This window comes from Brevundimonas sp. (assembly GCF_035626535.1).
GTDB lineage: Bacteria > Pseudomonadota > Alphaproteobacteria > Caulobacterales > Caulobacteraceae > Brevundimonas.
Genome location: NZ_DASPNO010000016.1, coordinates 1 through 22,625, shown reverse-complemented (window position 1 = coordinate 22,625; position 22,625 = coordinate 1). Strand labels below are relative to the sequence as shown.

Annotated in this window: 24 protein-coding genes and 2 tRNA genes; 23 read left to right on the top strand and 3 right to left on the bottom strand. The window is 70.7% G+C overall.

Translation table 11 applies throughout. The features are described from left to right. Positions 1-6 precede the first annotated feature (6 nt). The 10 genes from VEC04_RS01805 to VEC04_RS01760 all read left to right on the top strand — a co-directional run bounded on the left by VEC04_RS01805 (position 7) and on the right by VEC04_RS01760 (position 7,836). Complete coding sequence (locus VEC04_RS01805; RefSeq protein WP_324773250.1) at positions 7-336, top strand: YbaB/EbfC family nucleoid-associated protein; 330 nt, start codon at positions 7-9, stop codon at positions 334-336. A 13-nt stretch (positions 337-349) separates the two neighbouring features. Continuing rightward, positions 350-952: a recombination mediator RecR gene (gene recR / locus VEC04_RS01800; RefSeq protein WP_324773248.1), complete on the top strand. Its 603-nt coding sequence runs from the start codon at positions 350-352 to the stop codon at positions 950-952. A 72-nt stretch (positions 953-1,024) separates the two neighbouring features. Beyond that, positions 1,025-1,249: a hypothetical protein gene (locus tag VEC04_RS01795; protein ID WP_324773246.1), complete on the top strand. Its 225-nt coding sequence runs from the start codon at positions 1,025-1,027 to the stop codon at positions 1,247-1,249. Continuing rightward, positions 1,246-2,295: an SPFH domain-containing protein gene (locus tag VEC04_RS01790; RefSeq protein ID WP_324773244.1), complete on the top strand. Its 1,050-nt coding sequence runs from the start codon at positions 1,246-1,248 to the stop codon at positions 2,293-2,295. The genes VEC04_RS01795 and VEC04_RS01790 overlap by 4 nt, the downstream gene beginning before the upstream one ends. Positions 2,296-2,433: 138 nt before the next feature. Further along, the gene (locus tag VEC04_RS01785) at positions 2,434-3,690 is read left to right on the top strand and encodes a DNA recombination protein RmuC (RefSeq protein WP_324773242.1); all 1,257 of its coding nucleotides are present in this window, start codon (positions 2,434-2,436) and stop codon (positions 3,688-3,690) included. Between the two features lie 93 nt (positions 3,691-3,783). Then, complete coding sequence (locus tag VEC04_RS01780; protein WP_324773240.1) at positions 3,784-4,230, top strand: hypothetical protein; 447 nt, start codon at positions 3,784-3,786, stop codon at positions 4,228-4,230. Between the two features lie 10 nt (positions 4,231-4,240). Further along, positions 4,241-4,432, top strand: coding sequence for a helix-turn-helix transcriptional regulator (locus tag VEC04_RS01775; protein ID WP_324773239.1), 192 nt, complete (start codon positions 4,241-4,243; stop codon positions 4,430-4,432). A gap of 39 nt (positions 4,433-4,471) precedes the next feature. Then, on the top strand, positions 4,472-5,449 hold the full coding sequence (locus tag VEC04_RS01770) for a TraB/GumN family protein (protein ID WP_324773237.1): 978 nt from the start codon (positions 4,472-4,474) through the stop codon (positions 5,447-5,449). 98 nt (positions 5,450-5,547) lie between these two features. Further along, positions 5,548-5,622 (top strand) — tRNA-Gly (locus VEC04_RS01765). A gap of 114 nt (positions 5,623-5,736) precedes the next feature. Next, positions 5,737-7,836 carry a TonB-dependent receptor gene (locus VEC04_RS01760; protein WP_324773235.1) on the top strand — a complete coding sequence of 700 codons (2,100 nt, stop codon included), beginning with the start codon at positions 5,737-5,739 and terminating at the stop codon, positions 7,834-7,836. 129 nt (positions 7,837-7,965) lie between these two features. Here VEC04_RS01760 and VEC04_RS01755 read toward each other — a convergent pair whose 3' ends face one another. After that, positions 7,966-9,912, bottom strand: a complete 1,947-nt coding sequence (locus VEC04_RS01755; RefSeq protein WP_324773233.1) for an oligopeptide:H+ symporter — start codon at positions 9,910-9,912, stop codon at positions 7,966-7,968. Between the two features lie 232 nt (positions 9,913-10,144). Here VEC04_RS01755 and VEC04_RS01750 point away from each other — a divergent pair, with 232 nt between their 5' ends. From VEC04_RS01750 to VEC04_RS01700, 11 genes are all read left to right on the top strand, one after another. After that, positions 10,145-11,101, top strand: coding sequence for a hypothetical protein (locus tag VEC04_RS01750; RefSeq protein ID WP_324773230.1), 957 nt, complete (start codon positions 10,145-10,147; stop codon positions 11,099-11,101). Continuing rightward, a complete protein-coding gene (locus tag VEC04_RS01745) occupies positions 11,098-12,087 on the top strand; it encodes an iron ABC transporter permease (RefSeq protein ID WP_324773227.1) in 990 nt (329 codons plus the stop codon). Before VEC04_RS01750 ends, VEC04_RS01745 begins: the two co-directional genes overlap by 4 nt. Continuing rightward, entirely contained in the window at positions 12,084-12,815 is a 732-nt protein-coding gene (locus VEC04_RS01740; protein WP_324773225.1) for an ABC transporter ATP-binding protein, read from the top strand. Before VEC04_RS01745 ends, VEC04_RS01740 begins: the two co-directional genes overlap by 4 nt. Before the next feature lie 31 nt (positions 12,816-12,846). Then, positions 12,847-13,923 (top strand): isoaspartyl peptidase/L-asparaginase, encoded by a 1,077-nt coding sequence (locus VEC04_RS01735; RefSeq protein ID WP_324773403.1) that lies wholly within the window; start codon positions 12,847-12,849, stop codon positions 13,921-13,923. Further along, positions 13,920-14,429 carry an isoprenylcysteine carboxylmethyltransferase family protein gene (locus VEC04_RS01730; protein WP_324773223.1) on the top strand — a complete coding sequence of 170 codons (510 nt, stop codon included), beginning with the start codon at positions 13,920-13,922 and terminating at the stop codon, positions 14,427-14,429. Before VEC04_RS01735 ends, VEC04_RS01730 begins: the two co-directional genes overlap by 4 nt. Further along, a complete protein-coding gene (locus VEC04_RS01725) occupies positions 14,420-14,692 on the top strand; it encodes a hypothetical protein (protein ID WP_324773221.1) in 273 nt (90 codons plus the stop codon). Before VEC04_RS01730 ends, VEC04_RS01725 begins: the two co-directional genes overlap by 10 nt. Positions 14,693-14,806: 114 nt before the next feature. Next, positions 14,807-15,511: a hypothetical protein gene (locus VEC04_RS01720; protein WP_324773219.1), complete on the top strand. Its 705-nt coding sequence runs from the start codon at positions 14,807-14,809 to the stop codon at positions 15,509-15,511. 45 nt (positions 15,512-15,556) lie between these two features. Then, positions 15,557-16,564, top strand: a complete 1,008-nt coding sequence (locus VEC04_RS01715; RefSeq protein ID WP_324773217.1) for a fumarylacetoacetate hydrolase family protein — start codon at positions 15,557-15,559, stop codon at positions 16,562-16,564. Beyond that, entirely contained in the window at positions 16,564-17,376 is an 813-nt protein-coding gene (locus VEC04_RS01710) for an energy transducer TonB (protein WP_324773215.1), read from the top strand. Before VEC04_RS01715 ends, VEC04_RS01710 begins: the two co-directional genes overlap by 1 nt. Positions 17,377-17,516: 140 nt before the next feature. After that, positions 17,517-17,601, top strand: a tRNA-Leu gene (locus VEC04_RS01705). A gap of 134 nt (positions 17,602-17,735) precedes the next feature. Then, positions 17,736-17,921: a hypothetical protein gene (locus tag VEC04_RS01700; RefSeq protein WP_324773213.1), complete on the top strand. Its 186-nt coding sequence runs from the start codon at positions 17,736-17,738 to the stop codon at positions 17,919-17,921. Positions 17,922-18,016: 95 nt separating this feature from the next. On the opposite strand, the gene arsC is transcribed toward VEC04_RS01700, so the two are convergent. Together arsC and VEC04_RS01690 are read right to left on the bottom strand one after the other, a co-directional pair. Next, positions 18,017-18,451 (bottom strand): arsenate reductase (glutaredoxin), encoded by a 435-nt coding sequence (gene arsC / locus VEC04_RS01695; protein WP_324773210.1) that lies wholly within the window; start codon positions 18,449-18,451, stop codon positions 18,017-18,019. Between the two features lie 53 nt (positions 18,452-18,504). Continuing rightward, complete coding sequence (locus VEC04_RS01690; protein WP_324773208.1) at positions 18,505-18,930, bottom strand: hypothetical protein; 426 nt, start codon at positions 18,928-18,930, stop codon at positions 18,505-18,507. Positions 18,931-19,047: 117 nt separating this feature from the next. Between VEC04_RS01690 and VEC04_RS01685 the strand changes: the two genes are divergently transcribed. Then, on the top strand, positions 19,048-20,307 hold the full coding sequence (locus tag VEC04_RS01685) for a multidrug effflux MFS transporter (RefSeq protein ID WP_324773206.1): 1,260 nt from the start codon (positions 19,048-19,050) through the stop codon (positions 20,305-20,307). Positions 20,308-20,383: 76 nt separating this feature from the next. Beyond that, the gene (locus VEC04_RS01680) at positions 20,384-22,330 is read left to right on the top strand and encodes a M1 family metallopeptidase (protein WP_324773204.1); all 1,947 of its coding nucleotides are present in this window, start codon (positions 20,384-20,386) and stop codon (positions 22,328-22,330) included. Positions 22,331-22,625 lie beyond the last annotated feature (295 nt).

Genomic DNA, 22,625 nt, shown 5'->3' with positions numbered 1-22,625 from the left:
GGCCTCATGAAAGACCTCAACGCCCTCATGCAGCAGGCCCAGGCGATGCAGCAGAAGCTGCAGGACGCCCAGGCGAAAATGGCCGAAACCACCGCTTCCGGCAGCTCCGGCGGCGGGCTGGTCACCGTCGACCTGAAAGGCCCCGGCGAGGTCACCCGCGTGACCATCGACGACAGCCTGATGGTCCCCGGCGAGACCGAGATCCTCGCCGACCTGATCGTCGCCGCCCACGCCGACGCCAAGCGCAAGCTGGACGAGGTGAACTCCGCCCTGATGCGCGAAGCCGCCGGCCCCATGGCCGGGATGAACATCCCCGGCATGCCCAAGCTGTTCTGACGGCATTCCTGTTTTGGCAGCCTCCGCCGGACCCGAGATCGAACGCCTGATCGGCCTGCTCTCGAAGCTGCCCGGCCTCGGCCCCCGCTCGGCTCGGCGCGCCGCCCTCGCCCTTCTCAAGAAGCGCGAGCAGCTGCTCGTCCCCCTCGCCGCCTCGCTTCAGGAGACGGCGGACAGGGTCACCTCCTGCTCCGTCTGTGGCGCGCCCGACACCCGCGATCCCTGTTCGATCTGCGCCGACGGCTCGCGCGACAACGGCCTGATCTGTGTCGTCGAGGAGGCCGGCGCCCTGTGGGCCATGGAGCGGTCCGGGGCCTTCCGGGGCAAATATCACGTCCTCGGCGGCCTGCTGTCGGCGCTGGACGGCGTCGGCCCCGACGCATTGCGCGTCGCAGAACTGGTCGGCCGGGTCCGCGGCGGCGAGGCGAAGGAAGTGGTCCTCGCCCTGCCCGCCACCGTCGACGGCCAGACCACCGCCCACTACCTGGCCGAACGCCTCGCCGGCTCAGGCGTCGAGATCACCTCCCTGGCCCGCGGCGTCCCCGTCGGCGGCGAGCTCGACTGGCTCGACGACGGCACCATCATCCAGGCCTTGAGGCAGCGCCGGCCGGCCTGACGGTCAAAGACGCTTGAAGGCCCGGGTGAAACGCGCTCCACTCGCACCGTTCAGGGGGAGCGTGTCGCACAGATGAAGGTCGCACTCGGCTCGGTGGCGGGCATCGCCGCCCTCGTCATCGCCTTCATCTTCCTGATCCGGTACGCCGTGCCCGCTATTCTGGAGGCGCATTTCGCCGGCAGCCTGATCACCGCTTCGGTGGTCGGCATCGGCGGCATCCTGGTGCTCGCATGGGCCGCCTGGCGGCTGTGGCGCTGGGCCGCCGCCAATCTGAAACACGACGGAGACGCCCGGTGAGCTCGATCGGCCCCAACTTCCCCCGTCCCCGCATGCCGAAGATCGGCGGTGGCGGCTCCGTCGGCCGCACCGTCAGTATGATCCTGCTCCTGCTGGTCGTGATCGCCGCCTCGGCGATGACCGTCTCCTCGTGCAGCGTCACGGTCGAAAGCGGCTACATGGGCATCAAGACCACCAAATTCGGCCCCAACCCCGGCGTCCAGCGGACGGAGCTCGGACCCGGCTTCCACTGGGAAGGCATCGGCGAGAAGATCCGCACCTACCAAACCCTTCAGCGCACCTACAGCTACACGCGCGAGGCCAACTCCGATGGCCGCGAGAACGAAGAGATCACCTTCTCCGACGTGCTCGGCCTGCCGATGACGGCCGACGTGGCGCTGACCTTCAAGGTCCGCGAGGACAAGGCGGCCGACCTCTACGCCACCTGGCGGCAGGAGTTCGACGCCTTCATCGACGGCCCGCTGCGCACCTCGGTCCGCGCCGCCATCGCCCGCGAGACGGAAAAGCTGCCGGTGGCCTGCAACGCGCAGCAGTCGGCCCAGGCGGGCGTGCAGCCAGTCGTCGCCCCCGGCGGCCCGGCCCAGATCGTCGCTGCGCAGGACGCGGACGACTGTCCCGGCCAGTTGATCGGCCCCGGCCGCCAGGTCGTGCTGCAGAGGGCCATGCAGGCGCTGCAACGCGAGTGGACGCCGCAGGGGCTGGAGATCATCCGCATGGAGTGGGTCGGATCCATCCGCTACCCCGAGACGGTGCTGACGGCGATCCAGTCGCGCACCACGGCCGAGCAGAACACCCGCGCCGCCCTCGAACGGGTCAATCTCGAACGCGCCAACGCCGAGGCCCGCGTCGCCCAGGCCCGCGGTCAGGCCGAGGCCAACCGGCTGCTGGCCGAGTCGATCCGCTCCAATCCCGAGGTGGTGCGCCTGCGCGAGATCGAGCGGACGCTCGGCATCTGCCCGCTCAGCGCCGACACCTGCGTCGTCGGATCGGACATCAATGTCTCGGCCCTGATCGCCGCCCGGGACGGAGCCGCCGCGGCGCGCTGATCCGCCTGCGACCGATTCTGACGCAGGCGCGGCGCATCCTCCGGTCATGACGCCTGGGCCGAACCGACTCCACCGACCGCACTTTTCCGCTGCTCCCCGCCATGGCGGCTCCGGCCGACTCCCGGTAAGGAACGGAGCATGAACGCTTCGCTCGTCGCCTTTTTCGCTGCTTCGGTGGTCGCCGTCATCGCCCTCGCCTGGGCCCTGATGGAGCGCCGCCGCGCCGCCGCCGCCGAAACCCGGGCATGGGAGCTGCGCGAGCGCCACGCCGAGACCGAAGCCCATTTGCGGGTCGCCCAAGACTCCGCCGCGGCCAACGCCGAGCTGCTTCGGGCGCAGGCGCGGGAGACCGCGAGCACGGCCGCCGAGGAGTTGCTCAAGCGCACCGACGAGACCTTCCGCAACCGCGAGGAAATGGCCCGCCAGCGCATTGAGGCCCAACTCAAGCCGGTCGCCGACACCCTCAAGCAATTCCAGGAACACGTCGCCGCCCTCGAGAAGGTCCGCGCCGAGGAGACGGGCGGCCTCAAGGAGCAGTTGCAGCTGCTGATGACCGCCTCCACCGCCACCCGCGACGAGGCGCGCCGCTTGACCGAGGCGCTGAAGGGCAACACCGGCCGGCGCGGCCGCTGGGGCGAGCAGACCTGCCGCAACGTGCTCGAGGCCGCCGGCATGGCCGGCCGCTTCGACTTTGAGGAACAGACCTCGGCCGTCAACGAGGAAGGCCGCCAGTCCCGCCCCGACTTCGTCGTGCGCCTGCCCGGCGGCGGCATGTTCGTGATCGACGCCAAGGTGTCGCTGGCCTTCGGGGACGAGGCCGACGGCGACGAGGAGGCGCAGGCCCGCGCCGCCTCGCTGCGCACCGCGACCAGCATGAAGACCCACGTTCGCCAGCTGTCGTCCAAGGCGTATCAGGACCAGTTCAAGCCCAGTCCGGACTTCGTGGCCATGTTCGTGCCGGGCGACGCCTTCCTCGCCGCCGCCCTCGATCACGAACCCGACCTGATGACCCAGGCCATGGCCTCGCGGGTGGTCATCGTCACGCCCACGACCCTGTTCGCCCTGTGCAAGGCCGTCGCCTACGGCTGGCGCGCCGAGGAGCAGGCCCGCAACGCCGAGGACGTCGCCAGGCTGGGCAAGGAGCTCTACAAGCGGCTGTCGGTGATGGGCGGCCACGCGGCGGACGTCGGGACGGCTCTGGGTCGGGCCGTCGATCGGTACAACAAATTCGTCGGTTCGCTGGAGAGCCAGGTCATGGTCTCGGCCCGCCGCTTCGAGGACCTGCAGGTCGACCACGAGGGCAAGGATCTGCCCGGCCTGCCGCCGGTGGAGACCGCCCCCCGCTCGCTGTCGCGTCCGGAACTGGCCGCGCCGGCCGAAGTCGCCGCCGAATAGCCACGACAAGTCTCACGGACCTTTTGACAAGCCTGCTTGACATGAGGCGCGGTCGATGTAAAACACCCTTGTCACACGACGAGGAAACCGCCCATGAACCCCGCCAGCCGGCCCAAACGCCCCTTCGGCCTCGGAACCTACATCCTCATGATTCTCGCCGTCGCCGTCGTCGGCGGGATCGCAGGTGCGGCGCGCGGCCTGGTCGGCGACATGACGGGGCCGATGGGGCTGGCGCTGACCGCCGCCATTATGACCGCGGCCATGGCCGTCGCCTTCGCCGCCTGCATCTGGTGGTGGCGCGGCATCGACGAGGCGGCGCGCGAGGCCCACAAATGGGCCTGGTGGTGGGGCGGCTCGGGGGGCATGTCCGTGGGGGTGATCCTGCTGCTCACCCTGACCTTCGGCGACGACGGTTCGACCTCCGCGGATGTCGGTCTCAGCGCTCCGGATCTCGTCGCCGGCGGCATGTGGACGATCCTGCTGTTCCAGATGGCCGGCTACGCCGTCGCCTGGGCGGTCTGGTGGCTGAAGCACCGCTAGGAGCCGCCGCATGAACAACCGCCTCAAGGTGCTGCGCGCCGAACGCGACTGGAGCCAGGCCGATCTGGCCGACCGGCTCGGTGTCTCGCGCCAGACCGTCAATGCGCTGGAGACCGGCCGTTACGACCCGTCCCTGCCCCTCGCCTTCCGCATCGCCCGCGTCTTCGAACAGCCGATCGAAGCCATCTTCATCGCCGAATGACGCCCCGATTCACTCACCTTCTCTCGCTACGGACCTGACATGACCTTCAAGGAACGCCTCAAGACCACCGTCTCCACCTTCGCCCGTCTGGCCGCCGGGGCGGTTCTGGGCCTCGGCCTCGCCGCCGCCGTCGTCGCCCCGGTCGACGCCCAGGTGGTTCCGCCGGTCGCCGAAGCGGCGCCCGCCATCCGCGCCGTCCCGCCCGCCGAGGGCCGGGGCCCGGCCCTGTGGGTGATCAAGGACGAGGACTCGACCCTCTACCTGTTCGGCACGGTCCACATGCTGCGCCCGACCACCGGCTGGGGCACGGCCCGGGTCGACGCCGCCTTCGACAGCGCCGACACGCTGGTGCTCGAGATCTCCAATCCGGACGATCAGGCCGCCATGGTTCCGCTGATCATGCAGCACGGCATGTCTCCGGCCATCCCGCTCTCCAGCCTGCTGACCGCCGGGGAAATCGCCGACCTCGACGCCGCCGCGAAGACGATCGGGCTCAGCGCCGCCCAGCTCGACCAGTTCCGCCCGTGGCTCGCCGCCCTGACCCTCGCAGTCGCGCCGCTGGCCAAGGCCGGCTACGACCCCGCCTCCGGCGTCGAGCTGATCCTCAAGGCCCGGGCCGAGGCCGCCGGCAAGCCGGTCACCGGCTTCGAGACGATCGACGAGCAGGTCCGCATCATCGCCGGCTTCCCGCAGGAGGACCAGTTGGCCTTCCTGCGCAGCACGCTGGAGGCCTTCGAGGACGCCACGGTCGAACTGGACCGTCTGGTCGCCTCCTGGGCCGCTGGCGACGTCGCGGCCATCGAGTCGATCGGCGTGCAGCCGATGCGCGAGAGCAGCGAGGAGGTGTACCAGGCCCTGCTGGTCCGCCGGAACACCAACTGGGCCAACCAGATCGAGACCATGCTCGAAGGCTCCGGCACCGCCTTCATCGCCGTGGGCGCCGCCCACCTGGCCGGAGACGACAGCGTCCAGGAAATCCTTGAGCGCCGCGGCGTCGACGTCGAGGTCGCGCAATAGGCCGGCGACGGCTCGCCACGGAAGGGCCCGGCCGCCGCGCCGGGCCTTTTCTTTTGACGACGCGAAGTTATGGTCCGCCTCCGATCGGCGATCCGGTCGCGGCCGTAGTTCAGAGGTAGAACGTCAGCTTCCCAAGCTGAATGTCGCGGGTTCGATTCCCGCCGGCCGCTCCAGGACCGGACACTCGCCCGCCGCAAGCCTGTCCGCGAATTAATCCACCTGTCCAGCTTGTAACTGGAGCCCTCCCGGGGGCGGGGGCACGGTCCGCTCACTTGGGAGAGGGACCTATGAAGAAGAGCATCTGGCTGGCCACCGCCGCCCTGACCGTCCTGGCCGTTCCGGCCCTGGCGCAAACCACGCCGAACCAGTCGCCGACGCCCGACAGCGCCGCCCAGGCGCCGGTGCCGACCGGCCCGGTGCAGTCCGCTCCGGAAGTCGACGCCGCCCAGCAGGGCGTGCTGATCTTCGAGCCCGCCTTCTTCGCCGACTCCCGGCCCGACACCGCGCTGGACATGATCGCCCGCCTGCCCGGCTTCGGGCTCGACACCGGCGACACCGGCCAGCGCGGCTTCGCCGGCGCCGCCGGCAACGTCCTGATCGACGGCGACCGGCCCTCCTCCAAGAGCGACAGCCTCGACCAGGTGCTGCGACGCATCTCCGCCGACAGCGTTGAACGGATCGAGCTGATCCGCGGCGGCGCGCCGGGCATCGACATGCAGGGCCAGTCAGTCGTCGCCAATGTCGTCCTGCGCCGCACCGTCACCGTCGAGCGGGTGCTGGAGCTGAACACCTACTTCTATCCGGACGGCTATCTGGGCCCGATCATCGCCGGCCAGTATTCCCGCCGCGAGGGCGAGAACTCGATCGAGGGCTCGTTCAGCGCCACCACGGACCGCACCGACGGCACCGGCGAGGGCTTCCGCCGCCGCTACGACTCTTCGGGCGCGCTGATCCAGGACGCCGACCTGGTCCTGTGGGACCGCTTCCGCAACGCGCGCGGCACCGGCGCCCTCCAGCGCCCGTTCGCCGGCGGCAGCCTGAAGGTCAACGGCCTGCTGGGCTGGTTCGGCAGCGAGAGTTCGCAGGATCTGCTGATCCGCTCCGGCCCGGGCATCGACAGCTTCAACGACGAGGACGTCGAGTCGGTCAACGCCGAGCTGGGCGTCAACTGGACCCGCGACCTGTCACCCCGGATGGGCCTCGAACTGGTCGGCCTGCAGCGCTACGGGACCCAGGACTATGTCGGGGTCTCGGAAAGCGGGCCGAACACCTCGACCTTCTCCGAAGACAGCAGCCAGGGCGAGTCAATCGCCCGCGCCGTGCTCCGCTTCCGACCGAACGACCGCTGGGCCTACGAAGGCGGCGGCGAGATTGCCTATAACTTCCTCGACAGCTCCACGGCCTATGAGGAGAACGGTGTGGCGATTCCGCTGCCGTCGTCCTCGGTCAAGGTGGAGGAGCTGCGCGGCGAGGTGTTCGGCCAGGCCACTTGGCGCCCCAGCCCCAAGCTGACCCTCGAGGCCGGCCTGCGGGTCGAGGTGTCGGAGATCAGCCAGTCGGGCGACAGCGACCTGACCAAGTCCTTCGTCTATCCCAAGCCGCGCTTCCAGCTGACCTGGACGCCGTGGGAAGGCCACCAGTTCCGCTTCCGCGCCGAACGTCAGGTGGGCCAGCTCAACTTCGGCGATTTCGTCGCCTCGGCCGACATCGACATCGGCCAGGTCGAGGGCGGCAACCCCGATCTCGAGCCTGACAAGACCACCATCGTGGAAGCGGTCTACGAACGCCGCTTCTGGGGCGAGGGCGTGCTGGAGCTGTCGGCGGCTCACGGCGAGGTCGAGGACGTCATCGACATTATTCCGCTGACCGGCGGCTTCGACGGCGTCGGCAACATCGGCGACGGCTCGTTCGACCAGTACCAGGTGCGCCTGACCCTGCCGATGGACAGGCTGGGCATCCCCAATGCCCGGTTGCAGGCCCGCGGCAGCTGGGCCCATACGGAGGTCACCGACCCGCTGACCGGCGAAACCCGCCGCTTCCAGGGCAATCAGGCCTTCGGCTGCGGCGTCGCCTTCAACCACGATCTGCAGGGCGGCAAATGGTCCTACGGCTTCGACCACGGCTGCAATACCGACAAGGGCCGTCTCTTCCGGGTGCGGGAAGTCCGCTCCATGATCCAGGAGCCGTTCGTCACCCTGTACGCGCAGTGGAAGCCGTCGTCGGACCTGACCATCAAGGTCGACCTCGCCAACGTCACCGATCGGGAACGGGGCTACGACCGCGAAATCTACGCGGGCCCGCGCGATGTCTCCCCGGTGGCCTTCCGGGAGGTCCGCAGCACGAAGATGAGCCCGTGGCTGTTCCTGCAGATCCGCAAGAGTTTCTGAACATCGCGCTCAAGCAGGCCGAAGGCCGGTAGCGCCAAAGGATGCGCTCAAGCAGGCCGAAGGCCGGTAGCGCAACAAAAAAGGGCGGAGCCGCGAGGCTCCGCCCTTCTCTTTTGCGTCCGCGCCGGATCAGCCGGGCGTGCTGGCTCCCGGCTGGGCGACGTTGCCGTCCTCCTGGCCGCGATCGGTGACGCTCGGCCCCGGGTGGTTGTCGGCGTCATTGGCGCCGTGCGACCAGCCCTTGATCACGAAGCTGATCAGGATGAAGCCGACGCCGATGCCGACGCCCCACCAGCCCAGCTTGCCGAAGCCCTCCAGCGAGGTGGCCAGCGCCCCCTGCGGGTCCAGCACCTGGCCGCCGACGGTCTCGGTGCCCATCAGACCGGCGATCCGGCCGCCGACGAACTGGGCGATCGAACTGGCCAGGAACCACACCGCCATCATGAAGCTGACCACGGAGGGCAGCGACAGCTTGGTGATCTCCGACAGGCCCACCGGCGACAGGAACAGCTCGCCGGTGGTGTGCAGCATGTAGAGCAGGGCGAGGATGATCAGCGGCATCTGGAAGGCGCTGTTGACCATGCCCGAACCGGCGGCCCAGACCACGACCAGGAAGCCGAGGCCGACCTGCAGCAGGCCGAGACCGAACTTCATCGTCGGGTTCGGATCCATCTTCCGGCTGGCCAGCCAAGCCCACATCGCCGCGAAGATCGGCGCGAAGATGAGGATGAAGCCGGCGTTGAACGACTGCACCTGCGCCGCCGTGATGGTGGCGTCGATCCAGAAGCCCGAGGGCGTGATGCCCGCCGCCGCCAGCTGGGCCGGCGTCCCGACCGTGAGGCCGAGGATCTGCATCGCCTGCGGGACGACTGTCAGGTCGACGTTGCGGTCGGCGAATAGGTTCAGCGATGTGCCGGCCTGTTCGAACAGGGTGAAGAACACCACCGCGCCGAAGATCAGCACCACCGCCAGCATCATCCGCTGGCGCTGCGCCCAGGTCTTGCACAGGAAGGCGATGACCCAGGCGATGAAGACCAGCGAAAGCAGGGTCGAGACGCTCAGGACCGTGCCCACGAGAGCATTGCGCTGGACCATGAACCAGACAATGCCGACGCCGAGGACGGCGAGGATGTAGATCAGCCACTCGCGGTTGATCGGCCCCATGATCGGGCGCTTGATCAGCTCGGGGTTGGGCGGTTCGCCCTTGCCCTGCAGCAGCGGCTTCCCGAGCACGAAGACGACGAGTCCCAGGGCCATGCCGACGCCGGCGAGGCCGAAGCCCGCCCACCAGCCGACCGTCTGCCCCAGCAGGCCGCACAGCACCGCGGCCCAGAAGGCCCCCAGGTTGATGCCGTAGTAGTACAGGGTGAAGCCGGAATCCCGGCGCGGATCGCCCTGCGGATACAGCTGTCCCACGATCGTCGAGATGTTCGGCTTCAGGAAGCCGACGCCCATGATGATCAGCGAAACCGCCAGATAGAAGATGTTGACGCCGTTCTGGTCGCGGGTCTGCTCGAGCTCGTACGAACCCTCGGGCAGGACCGCCGGCAGGCTGGCGTTGGCGGGCAGATCGGTGAGGGACAGGCCTCCGCCCTCGGCGGGCGTGAAGGCGTAGCGCTGGCCGTCGACCATGATTCCGACCTCGCGTGCCGCGCCGCGGCCTTCGCTGACGACTTCATACTGGGCGCCGCCGTAGGTCAGGGTCTCCGTAGCCGGACGGCCCTCGAAGGCCATCATGCCGTGGCCGGCCACCAGCAGCACGGCGCCGAAGGCGATCGCCTTGCGGGTGCCGATGTAGCGGTCCGCCATCATGCCGCCGATCAGCGGCAGCAGATAGACCAGCGAGGTGTAGGAGCCGTAGGTGGCGCTCGCGGTCGCGTCGTCGAACAGGAAATGCTGGGTCAGGAAGAAGATCAGGATGCCGCGCATCCCGTAGTAGGAGAACCGCTCCCACATTTCGGCGAAGAACAGGATGATCAACCCTCTCGGGTGGTTCTTCAGGATCTGCATCAGGACGGGCACGCCCGTCAGCAAGGTGATGACCAGACCCGCGATAATGACGATGTTGAGGCTCATGACCCGGTTCCCCCCGTTCGCCAGGCCAGACGCCCGGCCGAAGCGCCAACGGCGCTCCCTCCATCCGTTCTACTCAACGGCTCACTCCCGAATTGCTGCGCCCCACCTGACGCGCGAAGGCGCATAAGCAGCACGGCGCGCAAGACCCGACAAGAGTTAAGGGTAAATTGCCCGTGAGGTGGCGGTCGGCGGATGCTCGCGGCAGGATAGCCGCAAACGGGGGATTCGACTTATGAGGACGCCGGGACGCCGGTCCGTGCTGCTGGGGCTGGGCGCCGCCGTGGCCGCCGGACCCGGTCTGCTGGCCTGCGCGACCGCGGCGCGGCGCCCAGCCGGCGACGTCGTCGCCGCCGGCCAGCCCGCCGCCCTGCTGATCTGGGCCGTCGCCCGCGAGCGCCTGGCCGGCTGGCCGCGCAGGCCCGACGCCCGGGCGCTGGCCTCCCTGCCCCCGCGGGCCGCCGAACTGCCGGAGACCGGGGCCTTGGCCAGCGGCGGCCGGCCCGCCACGCCCGAGGCCATCGCCGCGCTGAAGCCGCGGCTGGTCGTCGACTACGGCGACGCCGATCCCGAACATCAGGGACTGGCGGCGCGCATGACGGCCCGGCTCGGCGTCGACTGGCGGCTGATCGACGGAACCCTGCCCCGGATGCCGGACGCCTTGCGCGAAGCCGGCCGTCTGCTCGACGCCCCGGCCCGCGGCGAGGAACTCGCCGAAGCCGCCGCGGCGGTGATCGCGCGCTGGCGCCGGGCGCCGGCCGGGCCGTCCTTCTACTACGCCCGCGGCGCCGACGGCCTCGAGACCGGCTTTCGCGGCGCCCTGGCCACCGAGGTGCTGGAGGGGGCCGGCTGGATCAATGTGGCGGAGGGCTCGCGCCACATCGGCCGGGTCAGCCGCGAACAGGTCGCCGCTTGGGATCCGGAGGCGATCGTCACCCTCAGCCCCGAATTCGCGCGCGCCGCCGCCCATGATCCGGTCTGGCGCCGGCGGCGCGACGGTCGGCGCCGCCGCGTGCTGCTCCTGCCGTCGACCCCGTTCGGCTGGATCGACCGCCCGCCGTCCGTGAATCGTCTGCTCGGCTGCGCCTGGCTGGCCGATCCCGAGGCCGGCTGGATGGGGCTGACCCTGCTCAGCCGGAAACTCTACGGCCTCGCCCCGGCCGAGGTCCCCCGGCCGCAGTGGATTCCGTGACCGGGCTCCGCACCAGGGGCGCGCCGCTGGCGCTGGCGCTCGTGGCGCTGGCCGGCGCCTTGACTGTGCTGGCGACCGGTCCGCTGGCGGTCCCGCCCGACGCCCTGTTCGCCGCCCTGTTCGGCGCAGGTCCGCCCGAGGCCGAGCTGGCCCTCGCCCTGCGCGGCCCCCGCCTGCTCGCGGCCCTGACCTGCGGCGCGGCACTCGCCGGCGCCGGAGCCGGCTTCCAGATCCTGTTCCGCAATCCGCTGGCCTCGCCCGACCTGCTCGGCGTCACCTCCGGCGCCGGGTTCGGCGCGGCTTTCGCCCTGCTGCTCGGCGCCGGCGCCTTCCTGACCCAGAGCGCCGCCTTCGCCGGCGGCCTCGCCACGGGCGCCCTCGCCGTCGTCTGCGCCGCCCTGACCCGCAGCGGCGACGGCCGCCTCGCCCTGATCCTGTGCGGCATCGTCGCCGGAGCCCTGGCGACCGCCGGCCTCGGCCTGGTGGTCATCGCCGCCGAGCCCTATTCGCAACTGCCCTCGATCACCTACTGGCTGCTCGGCTCATTCACCCGCGCCACCGCAGGCGAAGCCGCGCTCGCCCTCGCGCCCGTCGGCCTCGGCGCGGCCATCCTGCTGGGCCTCGGCTTCCGCCTCGACGTGCTGTCGCTCGGCGACGAACAGGCCCGCTCGCTCGGGCTGAGGGCCGGGCCGCTGCGGTTGCTGGCCCTCGCCGCCGCCGCCCTGATGACCTCGTCGGCGGTGGCCGTGGCCGGCGTGGTCGGCTGGATCGGTCTGCTCGCGCCCCACGCCGCCCGCCGCGTCGTCGGCGAGCGGGCCGGACAGCTGATCCCGGCGTCGATGGCCGTCGGCGCCCTGTTCGCCCTGCTCATCGACCGGCTGTCGACCGCCTTCGGGCCGGCCGAACTGCCCGTCGGCCTGCTCTCCGCCGCCGTCGGCGCCCCCGCCTTCCTCGCCCTCTTCGTCGCCACCTCGAGGCGGGCATGAGCGCCCTCGTTCTCGACGCCCTCGTCGGCGGCCGCGCCCCTCGCGGAGGCCCCGGCTTCCGCCTGCCGCCGCTCGACCTGACCGCCCGGCGCGGCGAGATCGTCGCCCTGATCGGTCCTAACGGATCCGGCAAGACCACCCTGCTGAAGACCGTCGCCGGCCTGATCCCACCCCTCTCCGGCCGCATCGACCGCCCTGGCCCCGTGGCGTATCTGCCGCCACCCGGCGCCGTCTCCGCCGGCTTCTCCGCCCTGCACCTCGCCGCGCTCGGACGAGCCGGACGCCGCCGCTGGTCTCCCGGCCTGACCCCGGACGATGTCGAGGCCGCCCGCGCCGCCCTCGCCCGGCTCGAAGTCTCCGACCTCGCCGACCGGCCTTTCGACCGCCTGTCCAGCGGCCAGCAGCAGCTGGTCCTGATCGCCCGCCTGTTCGTACAGGACGCCCCGGTCTGCCTGCTCGACGAGCCGCTGGCCCTGCTCGATCCCACCCACGCCCAGGCGGTCGAGACGGCCATCCGCGCCTTGGCCGACGAGGGCCGCGTCGTCCTGGCCTCCAGCCATCACCTGCCGTTTGCCGCCCGCGCCGACCGGGTTCTGGCCATCGGACCCGACTGGATCGAGGCCGCGGCCGCGGCGCATGCCCTCGGCCCCGACCGCGTCCGCGCCCTGTTCGGCGTCGAGACGTCCGGCTGTCCCTGCTGCGGCCAGCCTCTCGGTTTCGGCTCTTGAGTTGAGCCCGCGCTTGGCCGACGTTGCGGCCATGACCCTGACCCGCCTCCTTCCCCTCGCCACCGCCCTCGCCCTGATCGCCGCGCCCGCCGCCGCCCAGGACGCCGCCCCGCAGCCCGCCGGCTGGTCCTTCGCCATCCATGGCGGCGCCGGGGTCATCGAGCGCGACAGCCTGACCCCTGAACAGGACGCCGCCTACCGCGCCGCGCTCAAGCGGGCCCTCGACGCCGGCTCGGCCGTACTGGCCCAGGGCGGCTCCGCCCTCGACGCCGTCCAGGCCGCGATCCAGATCATGGAGGACGACCCGCTGTTCAACGCCGGACGCGGGGCGGTCTTCACCGCCGCCGGCCGCAACGAGCTCGACTCCGCGATCATGAACGGCGCCGACCGCACCGCCGGGGCCGTCGCCGGCCTGACCACCACCCGCCACCCGATCGCCGCCGCCCGCGCCGTCATGGAGCAGTCGCCGCACGTCATGCTGATCGGCGAGGGCGCCGATGCGTTCGCCGCCTCGGTCGGGCTGGAGCAGGTCGACCCGTCCTTCTTCTTCACCGAGCGCCGCTGGCAGGGCCTCGAGCGCGCCCTGGGGCAGCAGAACCAGCCGATGCCCGGACGCCCCGCCGGCGCCCCCCGTCCGCAAGCGGCGGCCGACCTTCCCGCCCCGCCCCTCAACGAGCGCAAATTCGGCACCGTCGGCGCCGTCGCCCTCGACAGCCAGGGCCGCCTCGCCGCCGGCACCTCGACCGGCGGCATGACCGCCAAACGCTGGGGCCGCGTCGGCGACGTGCCGGTGATCGGCGCCGGCACCTACGCCTCCAACGCCGACGGCTGCGCCGTCTCGGCGACGGGCTCGGGCGAGTATTTCATCCGCGCCACCGTCGCCCGCGACATCTGCCATCGCACCGCCGCCGGCGCCGACGTGCAGTCCGCCGCCGATGCCGAGATCGCCGACGTCGGCTCCATCCGCGGCGACGGCGGCGTCATCGTCATGGGTCTCGACGGCACGCCCGCCTTCGCCATGAACACCTCCGGCATGTACCGCGGCGCCGTCTCGGCCAGCGAGCCCGCCCGCGTGGCCATCTACGGCGACGAGGACCTGCGCCCGTGAGCGCATCCCGCGACACCGCCGGCGTCATCGCTCCGCCGCCGCTGATCTACATCGGCTTCCTGCTGGTTGGCTGGGCCATCTTCCGCTTCGCCAACCCCGCCGTCGTCGGGTCTGACGTCGCGAACTGGCTGAGCCTCGGCTTCGGCATGGAGACCCTGACGCGCCGCTTCGTCTCCCTGCCGCTGATCATCGGCGGCCTGCTGCTGGACGGCGCCGCGGCCGGCTATTTCCGTCGCCTCGGCACCGCCGTCGAGCCGTGGAAGCCGAGCACCGTGCTGGGCACGGACGGCCTCTACCGCTTCAGCCGCAACCCGATCTACCTGGGCTTCGCCATCACCTACGCCGGCCTCGCCATCGCCATGGACAGCGTCCTCGTCCTGCTCCTGCTGATCCCCTGCCTCCTCGTTGTCGACCGCTTCGTCATCCAGCGCGAGGAGCGCTATCTGGCCGCCAAATTCGGCGCCGACTACGAGGCCTACCGCGCCCGGGTGCGGCGATGGCTGTAGCGCCCGACCCGCGGGACGAACTCTCGCTGATGGCCATGGAGGAGCTGGACGCCGCCTGCGGTCTGGCCTGGCAGGAGATCAAGGCCATCACGCCGTGGGGCGACAGTTTCACCGGCTTCGCCCCCTCGGGCCGCGAGGTCGAGATCGAGCGCCGCTACCTCTGGGCCCACGAGCCTGAAGGCTCCGTCTCGGTCGAGGTCGAGGTGCGCGACGTCGGGGCCCGCACCGGAGCCGAGGCCAAGGCCTTGATCACCCCCGACTGACCGGTTCGCGCGGCGGACGAATCCGCGTCGCCGTTAACCTTTACCGTTGCCAAGCAGGTCGGTCGGGGCAAGATGCGCCGTCCGCGAACGGCGGTCGGCCCAGCGGGGAGCAGCATGTCCTACAGCGACGATTTCGCCACCGTCGATACGGCCGGCGCCCCGCTCGACCCGATCATCATGATCGGCGCCGACCCGATGTTCTGGGGCGCGATCCTGCTCGCGCTGCTGGTCGCGGCCATGATCGGCTGGCTGATGGGCGGAGGCTCCCGGCCGAGGCGCAGCGACGCCGCCGCCGGTCCCATCTGGGAAGCGATCGACGAGGCCGCCAAAGCCGCCATGAAGGCCGACACGGAGTCGCTTCCGGCGCACGCCGCCCACCTCCAGCGCGTGCTTCGCGCCCGCCTCGGCAAGACGCTGAAGTTCGGCGGCGAGTTGAGCGCATGCGCCGACGACCTCGACCGGGCCCTCAAGGGCGAGGCCGGGCACGGCGACGGCCACGACGGTCACGACCATCCCGAGGAGGAGGAGACCTCCACCGCCGGACACGACGACGCGGCGCCTGCCTCGTCCGGCGCCAACGTCACCATCGTCTCGATTCACCCGGGCCAGGCCCGCCCCGTCCGGGCGCCGGCGAAGCACGGCAAACGCGCGATGACCACGAAGGAGCGCAACGACGCCTTGCGGCTCGCGGTCGCCGACTTCAACGACTACTGGCGCCACCGCTCCGCCCGCGAGAACGACATGCGCGCCGTGGTAGCCGAGCTGTGCAATCCGGGGCCGCGCCGTCCGCGCCTCAGCCACAGCGGCGACCATCACTGACGCAGACGGTTTCCCCGGTTTGAGAAACCGCCTAAGCCTTGGGGCATGAAACTCGCCTCCCTGAAGCACGGCCGCGACGGCCGCCTCGTCCTCGTCTCCAGTGACCTCGCCTGGTTCACCGACGCCTTTCTGATCGCCCCGACCCTGCAGGCGGCGCTCGACGACTGGGACCGGGTAGAGCCCGACCTCCGCGCCCTCGCCGAAAGCCTCGAACACGGCGGCGTGCCGCGGGGCCGCTTCCATGAGCGCGAGGCTGCCTCGCCCCTGCCCCGCGCCTATCAGTGGGCCGACGGCTCGGCCTATGTGAACCACGTCGCCCTCGTGCGGCAGGCCCGCGGCGCCGAGATGCCTGACAGCTTCTGGACCGACCCGCTGATGTACCAGGGCGGCTCCGACGGCTTCCTCGCGCCCCGCGATCCGATCCCGCTGGCCGACGAGAGCTGGGGCTGCGACCTCGAGGCCGAGGTCGTGGTGGTCACCGGCGACGTGCCCCAAGGCGTGTCGCGCGAGGAAGCCCTGACCCACATCCGCCTCGTCGGCCTCGTCAACGACGTCAGCCTGCGCAACCTGATCCCTGCCGAACTGGCCAAGGGCTTCGGCTTCGTCCAGTCCAAGCCCGCCTCGGCCTTGTCGCCGGTCTTCGTCACTCCCGACTCGCTCGGCGACCGGTGGGCCGACGGCAAGCTCAAGGGCGAACTGAGCGTCCAGCTCAACGGCCAGGATTTCGGCAAGGCCGACGCCGGGACTGACATGACCTTCGACTTCGGGACCCTGATCGCCCACCTGGCGAAGACCCGCAGCCTCTGCGCCGGGACCATCGTCGGCTCGGGCACCGTTTCCAACCGCGACGCCGGCGGCGGTCCCGGCAAGCCGGTCAGTGAGGGCGGCCTCGGCTACTCCTGCATCGCCGAGGTCCGCACCGTCGAGACGATCCTGCGCGGAAAGCCCGAGACCGAGTTCCTCAAACACGGCGACACCGTCCGCATCGAGATGCTGGACGACCACCACCACTCCATCTTCGGCGCCATCGAACAGACGGTGGGGCCGGCGTGATGTGGCGGGCAGCCATCGTCGCGGCCGTCATCGCTCTCGTCGCCGCCCCCGCGAACGCGCAGCAGCCCGGCGACGACTGGGATCTGATCGTCGACGAAAGCCAGGACATGATGCTGGCGGTAGTCGGCTATTCGAGCGGCCAGACCCTCGCCGTCCGATGCCGCGACGGCGATCTCGAACTCCTGCTCTCCGGCCTGCCGCCGCTGGAGGGGACAACCCCACAGACGCTGGAGGGAGGGACCCGGCGGATCGAGGCGGCCTACAGCGACGGCCGGGTCGAGGCGGGCTACTGGTTTTCGAGCGGGGACGGTTCGCTTGTGTTCAGCCCCGTTCCCCGTCTCGATGCGCGCCGACTTCGTCAGGGCGGAGCGCTGCAGTTGTCGGTGGCCGTCGACGCCGACCCCACGGCGCCGCTGCGCCGCTACGCCCTCGATCTGCCAACGGACACCGCCAACCTCGATCAGGTGCTGGCCGCCTGCGACGCCGGCCGTCCCGAGGCCCGCGACGAGATGGCCCGCTGGAGCATCCCTCCGGAAGCGGGCGTGGATTTCTGGAGGCGTCACCCGGCTCCCCGCTATCCCGAAACCGCGGCCCACCTGGGATCCGGTTTCGTCGTGTTCAGCTGCATCTCCGCCGGCAACGGTCGGTTGACCGATTGCCGGACCGAACGCGAGAGCCACCATCGCCGGTTCCGGTTCGGCGAGGAGGCGCTGAAATCCCTGCGCGACGCCCGGATCGCCCCCGCGGATGAAGGCGGCCCGCCCGCAGGGCGGCTGATCATTGCGACCATACGCTTCCGTCTGGTGTCCTGAGCGCCGTCAGCTCCCGACCCGCCGCAGAGCTTTCGACAGGTCGGCGCCCGTTTCCGGGCCGACCGGCCTCACCTGTGCGATTGCCTCACGGACAGGCGCGCGCTATCTGGCGGGCCTGCCGGAAGGACCAGACGGCCTGTGCGGGCGTGGTGGAATTGGTAGACGCGCCGGACTCAAAATCCGGTTCCGAAAGGAGTGTCGGTTCGAGCCCGACCGCCCGCACCAGACGGCGCCGACGTCCCTTGAGACCGTCGTTCGCGCAGGAACCCGCCCGTCCGCCCGCACGTTTCCCCTCCGTGGCGTCGCGCGCCGCGGCGCCCGTGTTCACGAGGTGTCCAATGCGATCACTTCAGCTTCACATGCCCCGCCTTCGCCGCCACAACACGGCGGCGCACGGGGCGGATCATCATCATGTCTCGACCGGGGAGCGCTTCTGGCGCCTCGAGCGGGTGTTCGACTATCTGGTCGTCGCCGGCATCGTCATCCTCGGCGGCGTCATGGTCTACGGCTTGGCGACGGCGTCCGGCGACGCGTCCTGGTTCTAGCGAGCCCCCGCCGCCGCCCGCCTGTAGCGGAGCGTGTGGAGAACGCCTGGCGCGCCCTCTCCACACGCGATTTCGCTTTACAGGCGAGTCCGTGACTAACCTTGAGGGGAATCCCTGCCTCGCCCGGCGATCCGCTCCCCGTCTTCCTTGACGAAGCTGTCCGGCGTCCGCTCCAGCAGGTCGAACACCCGCTCCGACGGCCGGCACATCGCCGCGCCCTTCGGCGTGTCGACGATGGGGCGGTTCACCAGCACCGGATGCTCGACCATGGCGGCCAGCAGAACATCGTCGCCGACGCCGGGGTCCAGCAGCCCCAGTTCGGCCGCCAGAGCCTCCTTGTCGCGCAGCGCCTCGCGCGGAGTCAGCCCCGCCCTCCCGAACAGCGCCCGCAGCTGATCCGCCTCCCAGCCGGTGTTCAGATACTCCACCACCGCGGGCCGGTAGCCCGCCGCCTCGACCATGGCCAGCACGTTGCGCGAGGTGCCGCAGGCGGGGTTGTGGAACACGGTGACGGGGAAGGCTTCGGTCATCTCGGCGGTCCTTGTCTCTGAACGCCCCCTCCTGCCAGCCCCGCCGCCGTTTTTCAAACCGCCGCGGCCGGCTTCCACATTTTGACCACGACCCCGGCCACCCAGCCGCCGGCCAGCGGTCCGGCCACAGCCCCGATCTGCATCCACAGCGGGTGCGGGATCATGAACAGGGTGGCTACGGCCGCCGCCGCTACGAGGGCCGCGATCACCCATGCGGCCCAGCCCCGGCGCGAGATCAGCGCCGCCGCCACGCCGCCGCCCGTGGTCGCCAGCGTCCAGGCCGCCACGACCCAGATTTTCGCCGGCAGCGGAACCTGCGCCATCATCGCCCCCAGCTGTTCCGGATCGCTCGCGTCCAGCCCCGGCGGCGGCGGGAACAGCAGATGCCCCAGCATCTCCAGACCGGCGACCAGGGCCACGGCCACGACCGCCCCCGCCAGCACGCCCAGCACGATCCTCAACATGGTCAGCCCCCGCATTGATCGGCCGATCCTGCCACGCCCGCCGGATCGCGCCAATCGGCGCTCCCCCGCCGCCCGCCGGTATTTCTCGCCCCCGAGGTTGCGCCCGCCGCCGCGCGTTCGCATCTGGCCCCGATGACCTCCCCCGCCGCAGATGCCGCCACGCCCGCCGTCAGGGGCCCCGGCTTCCCCGAATTCGTTGCCCTGATCGCCATGATGATGGCGCTCAACGCCCTCGCCATCGACGCCATGCTGCCCGCCCTGCCGGCCATCGGCGAGGCCCTGAACGTCGTGGACGAGAACAGCCGCCAGTGGGTCATCACCGCCTATCTGCTCGGCTTCGGCGTGGCCCAGCTGATCTATGGCCCGCTCGCCGACCGCTACGGCCGCAAGCCCGTGCTGATGATCGGCCTGTCGCTCTATGTCCTGTTCAGCGTGCTGGCCGCCTTCGCCACCAGCTTCGAACTGCTCATCGTCGCCCGGGTGGGCGCCGGAATTGGCGCCGCCGCCCTGCGCGTGCTGGCCGTCTCCATTGTGCGCGACCGCTACAGCGGCCGGACAATGGCCCGCGTCATGTCGCTCAGCTTCCTCGTCTTCCTCGGCATTCCGATCATCGCGCCGACGCTCGGCCAGCTGGTCCTGGGCGTCGCGCCGTGGCCGTGGATCTTCGGCGTCCTGGCCCTGGCTGGCGGTTCCTTCATGCTGTGGGCGGCGATCCGCCTGCCCGAGACCCTGCATCCGGAAGACCGCATGCCGATCCAGGTCGGCCGCATCGCCTCGGCCTTCCGCCAGGCCGTCACCAACCGCCAGTCGATCGGCTACACCCTGGCCATGACGGCCATCACCGGCGCCCTGTTCGGCTTCATCAACTCCAGCCAGCAGATCTTCTTCGATGTATTCGAGGCGCCCGGGCTGTTCACCACCGTCTTCGCCCTCGTCGCCGGCGGCATCGCCGTGGCCTCCCTGCTCAACGCCCGGCTGGTCGAGAAGCTGGGCTCGCGGCTGATCTCGCACTCCGCCCTGCTCGGCTTCATCGCCATGGCCGCGATCCATGCGGCCGTCACCCTGTCCGGGCACGAGACCATCTGGACCTTCGCCGTCCTGCAGGGCCTGACCATGTTCTGCTTCGGCCTGATCGCCGGCAATTTCGGCTCTATGGCCATGGAGCCGATGGGCCACATCGCCGGCACCGCCTCCTCGGCCCAGGGCTTCATCTCGACCACCGCCGGCTCGACCCTTGGCTTCCTGATCGGCCAGCAGTTCAACGGCTCGGTCGCTCCCATGGCGCTGGGCATGACCGTCATGGGCCTGACCGCCCTGGTCTTCGTGCTCGTCGCCGAGCGCGGCCGCCTGTTCAAGGCGCGCCATCTGGCTCCGGCGCCCGCCAAGGGGTGAGGACCGGCGGACCGGGGGGTTGATCTTTCCGGCCTCTCGGGGCGTTGTCCGCGCACAATCGCAAAGGACGCCCCCGATGATCCGCAAGCTCGGCCTCGTATCCGCCCTCGCCCTCGCCACTGCGGTCGGAGGTTGCGCCGCCATGAACCCGTTCGGCTCCGACATGCCCGCCGTCCCGGCCACCGCCACGGCCCCCGTCGACTACGTTCGCGACATCCACTCGTACGCGCGGCCCGAGATCGCCCGCGTCAACCACGTCGCCCTCGACCTCGCCGCCGACTTCCAGGCGAAGACCCTGTCGGGCACGGCCGCCCTCGACATCACCGGCGAGCCTGGCGCCAACGAGATCATCCTCGACGTCCGCAACCTCGACATCCAGGACGTCCGCGACACCGCCGGAAACCCGCTGCAGTTCGAGACCGGCGCCAACGATCCGATCCTCGGCCAGCCGCTGACCATCCGCTTCCCCGCCCTCGCCGCGGGCGAGCGCCGCCGCATCGTCATCCGCTACGTCACCCGGCCCGACGCCGCCGCCCTGCAGTGGCTGACGCCGGCCCAGACCGCCGGCGGCCAGAAGCCCTATATGTTCAGCCAGGGACAGGCGATCCTGACCCGCACCTGGGTGCCGACCCAGGACAGCCCCGGCATCCGCCAGACCTGGGACGCCCGCATCACCGCGCCCTCCGACCTCAAGGTGGTGATGAGCGCCGAGGCCGTCGGCGCCCCCGAACCGGCCGGGGCGGGACGCACCGCCACCCGCTTTCGCATGACCAATCCGGTGCCCCCGTATCTGATCGCCATCGGCGTCGGCGATGTCGCCTTCCAGGCCATCGACGAGCGCACCGGCGTCTGGACCGAGCCGTCGATGCTGCACGCCGCCCATAACGAACTGGTGCCGACAGCAGAGATGGTCGACGTGGCCGAGCGGCTCTACGGCCCCTACCGCTGGGGCCGCTACGACATCCTCGTCCTGCCGCCGTCCTTCCCCTTCGGGGGCATGGAGAACCCGCGCCTGACCTTCGCGACGCCGACCATCATCGCCGGCGACCGCTCGCTGGTCTCGCTGGTGGCGCACGAGTTGGCCCACAGCTGGTCGGGCAATCTCGTGACCAACGCCACCTGGGCCGATTTCTGGCTCAACGAGGGTTTCACCGTCTATTTCGAGAACCGCATCATGGAGGCGCTCTACGGCCGCGAGCGCGCCCTGATGCTGCAGTCGCTCGGCTGGGGCGACCTGCAGTCGACCCTCGCCGACCTGCCGCCGGCCGACACCCGGCTCAAGCTCGACCTGACCGGCCGCGACCCCGACGAGGGCCTGACCGACGTCGCCTATGAGAAGGGCGCCGCCTTCCTGCGCACCATCGAGCGCATCGTCGGCCGCGAGCGCTTCGACGCCTGGCTGAAAGGCTATTTCGAGCGCAACGCCTTCCGGCCCATGACCACCGAGCGTTTCCTCGAGGATATCCGGACCCATCTGGTCACGACGCCGGAGCTGGAACAGCAGCTGATGATGGACGCCTGGATCTATCAGCCGGGCATGCCGTCCAACTGGCAGCCGCCGGTCTCGACCGCGTTCGCCCCCGTCGACGCCGCCGCCCGCGCCTTCTTCGCCGACAAGGGCCCGGCCTCGGCCATCCCGTGGTCTGGCTGGTCGACCCAGGAGCGCCAGCGCTTCCTCGCCTGGCGTCCGGACGGTCTGCGCGCCGGCGCGGACTGGCTGACGGACGCCCAGCTCTCCGACATCGAGGCGACGCTGAACCTGCGCGAGGAGGGCAACGCCGAGGTGGTCTTCTCGTGGCTTCAGATCGCGGTCCAGCATCGCTACCAGCCGGCGGTGCCGACGCTGGAGAAATTCCTCACCACCATGGGCCGGCGCAAATTCGTCCTGCCCCTGTTCACCAGCCTGTGGGCCGAGGGCGACTGGGGCCGCCCGATCGCCACCCGCCTCTACGCCCAGGCCCGCCCGGGCTATCACCCCGTGACCACCAACTCGGTGGATGCCGTGGTCGGCCGGCCGAACTGAGCCTCACCTCCCCATTCGCGCCAGGCGAATGGGGAGGTGAACGCCACGCCGCCCATTGCTGCGCTGCAAATCCGCCGTCTGTCCGCATACTTTCCGCGGCCAATCCGCTGTTTCCGAACGACATCACCTCCGGTCCAGCGTCACGAACGCGCCTGGGAAGAAACCCGGCCCATACTGGTCCCATCCCGTCGGACGGGGAGGGCGTCGGATCCACGTTCTCGATGGCGGCGGGCTGTGGTCGAGCGATGAAGCCCGGGCGATGGAGAGTCCGGGGGTCCTCGCGGAGGTCGATGGA

Excerpts from the sequence above, each read along its gene's own strand:
- VEC04_RS01805 (WP_324773250.1), top strand. The coding sequence starts at position 7 with ATGAAAGACCTCAACGCCCTCATGCAGCAGGCCCAGGCGATGCAGCAG.
- VEC04_RS01795 (WP_324773246.1), top strand. The coding sequence starts at position 1,025 with ATGAAGGTCGCACTCGGCTCGGTGGCGGGCATCGCCGCCCTCGTCATC.
- VEC04_RS01785 (WP_324773242.1), top strand. The coding sequence starts at position 2,434 with ATGAACGCTTCGCTCGTCGCCTTTTTCGCTGCTTCGGTGGTCGCCGTC.
- VEC04_RS01780 (WP_324773240.1), top strand. The coding sequence starts at position 3,784 with ATGAACCCCGCCAGCCGGCCCAAACGCCCCTTCGGCCTCGGAACCTAC.
- VEC04_RS01775 (WP_324773239.1), top strand. The coding sequence starts at position 4,241 with ATGAACAACCGCCTCAAGGTGCTGCGCGCCGAACGCGACTGGAGCCAG.
- VEC04_RS01770 (WP_324773237.1), top strand. The coding sequence starts at position 4,472 with ATGACCTTCAAGGAACGCCTCAAGACCACCGTCTCCACCTTCGCCCGT.
- VEC04_RS01760 (WP_324773235.1), top strand. The coding sequence starts at position 5,737 with ATGAAGAAGAGCATCTGGCTGGCCACCGCCGCCCTGACCGTCCTGGCC.
- VEC04_RS01755 (WP_324773233.1), bottom strand. The coding sequence starts at position 9,912 with ATGAGCCTCAACATCGTCATTATCGCGGGTCTGGTCATCACCTTGCTG.
- VEC04_RS01750 (WP_324773230.1), top strand. The coding sequence starts at position 10,145 with ATGAGGACGCCGGGACGCCGGTCCGTGCTGCTGGGGCTGGGCGCCGCC.
- VEC04_RS01740 (WP_324773225.1), top strand. The coding sequence starts at position 12,084 with ATGAGCGCCCTCGTTCTCGACGCCCTCGTCGGCGGCCGCGCCCCTCGC.
- VEC04_RS01735 (WP_324773403.1), top strand. The coding sequence starts at position 12,847 with ATGACCCTGACCCGCCTCCTTCCCCTCGCCACCGCCCTCGCCCTGATC.
- VEC04_RS01725 (WP_324773221.1), top strand. The coding sequence starts at position 14,420 with ATGGCTGTAGCGCCCGACCCGCGGGACGAACTCTCGCTGATGGCCATG.
- VEC04_RS01720 (WP_324773219.1), top strand. The coding sequence starts at position 14,807 with ATGTCCTACAGCGACGATTTCGCCACCGTCGATACGGCCGGCGCCCCG.
- VEC04_RS01715 (WP_324773217.1), top strand. The coding sequence starts at position 15,557 with ATGAAACTCGCCTCCCTGAAGCACGGCCGCGACGGCCGCCTCGTCCTC.
- VEC04_RS01710 (WP_324773215.1), top strand. The coding sequence starts at position 16,564 with ATGTGGCGGGCAGCCATCGTCGCGGCCGTCATCGCTCTCGTCGCCGCC.
- VEC04_RS01700 (WP_324773213.1), top strand. The coding sequence starts at position 17,736 with ATGCCCCGCCTTCGCCGCCACAACACGGCGGCGCACGGGGCGGATCAT.
- arsC (WP_324773210.1), bottom strand. The coding sequence starts at position 18,451 with ATGACCGAAGCCTTCCCCGTCACCGTGTTCCACAACCCCGCCTGCGGC.
- VEC04_RS01690 (WP_324773208.1), bottom strand. The coding sequence starts at position 18,930 with ATGCGGGGGCTGACCATGTTGAGGATCGTGCTGGGCGTGCTGGCGGGG.
- VEC04_RS01685 (WP_324773206.1), top strand. The coding sequence starts at position 19,048 with ATGACCTCCCCCGCCGCAGATGCCGCCACGCCCGCCGTCAGGGGCCCC.
- VEC04_RS01680 (WP_324773204.1), top strand. The coding sequence starts at position 20,384 with ATGATCCGCAAGCTCGGCCTCGTATCCGCCCTCGCCCTCGCCACTGCG.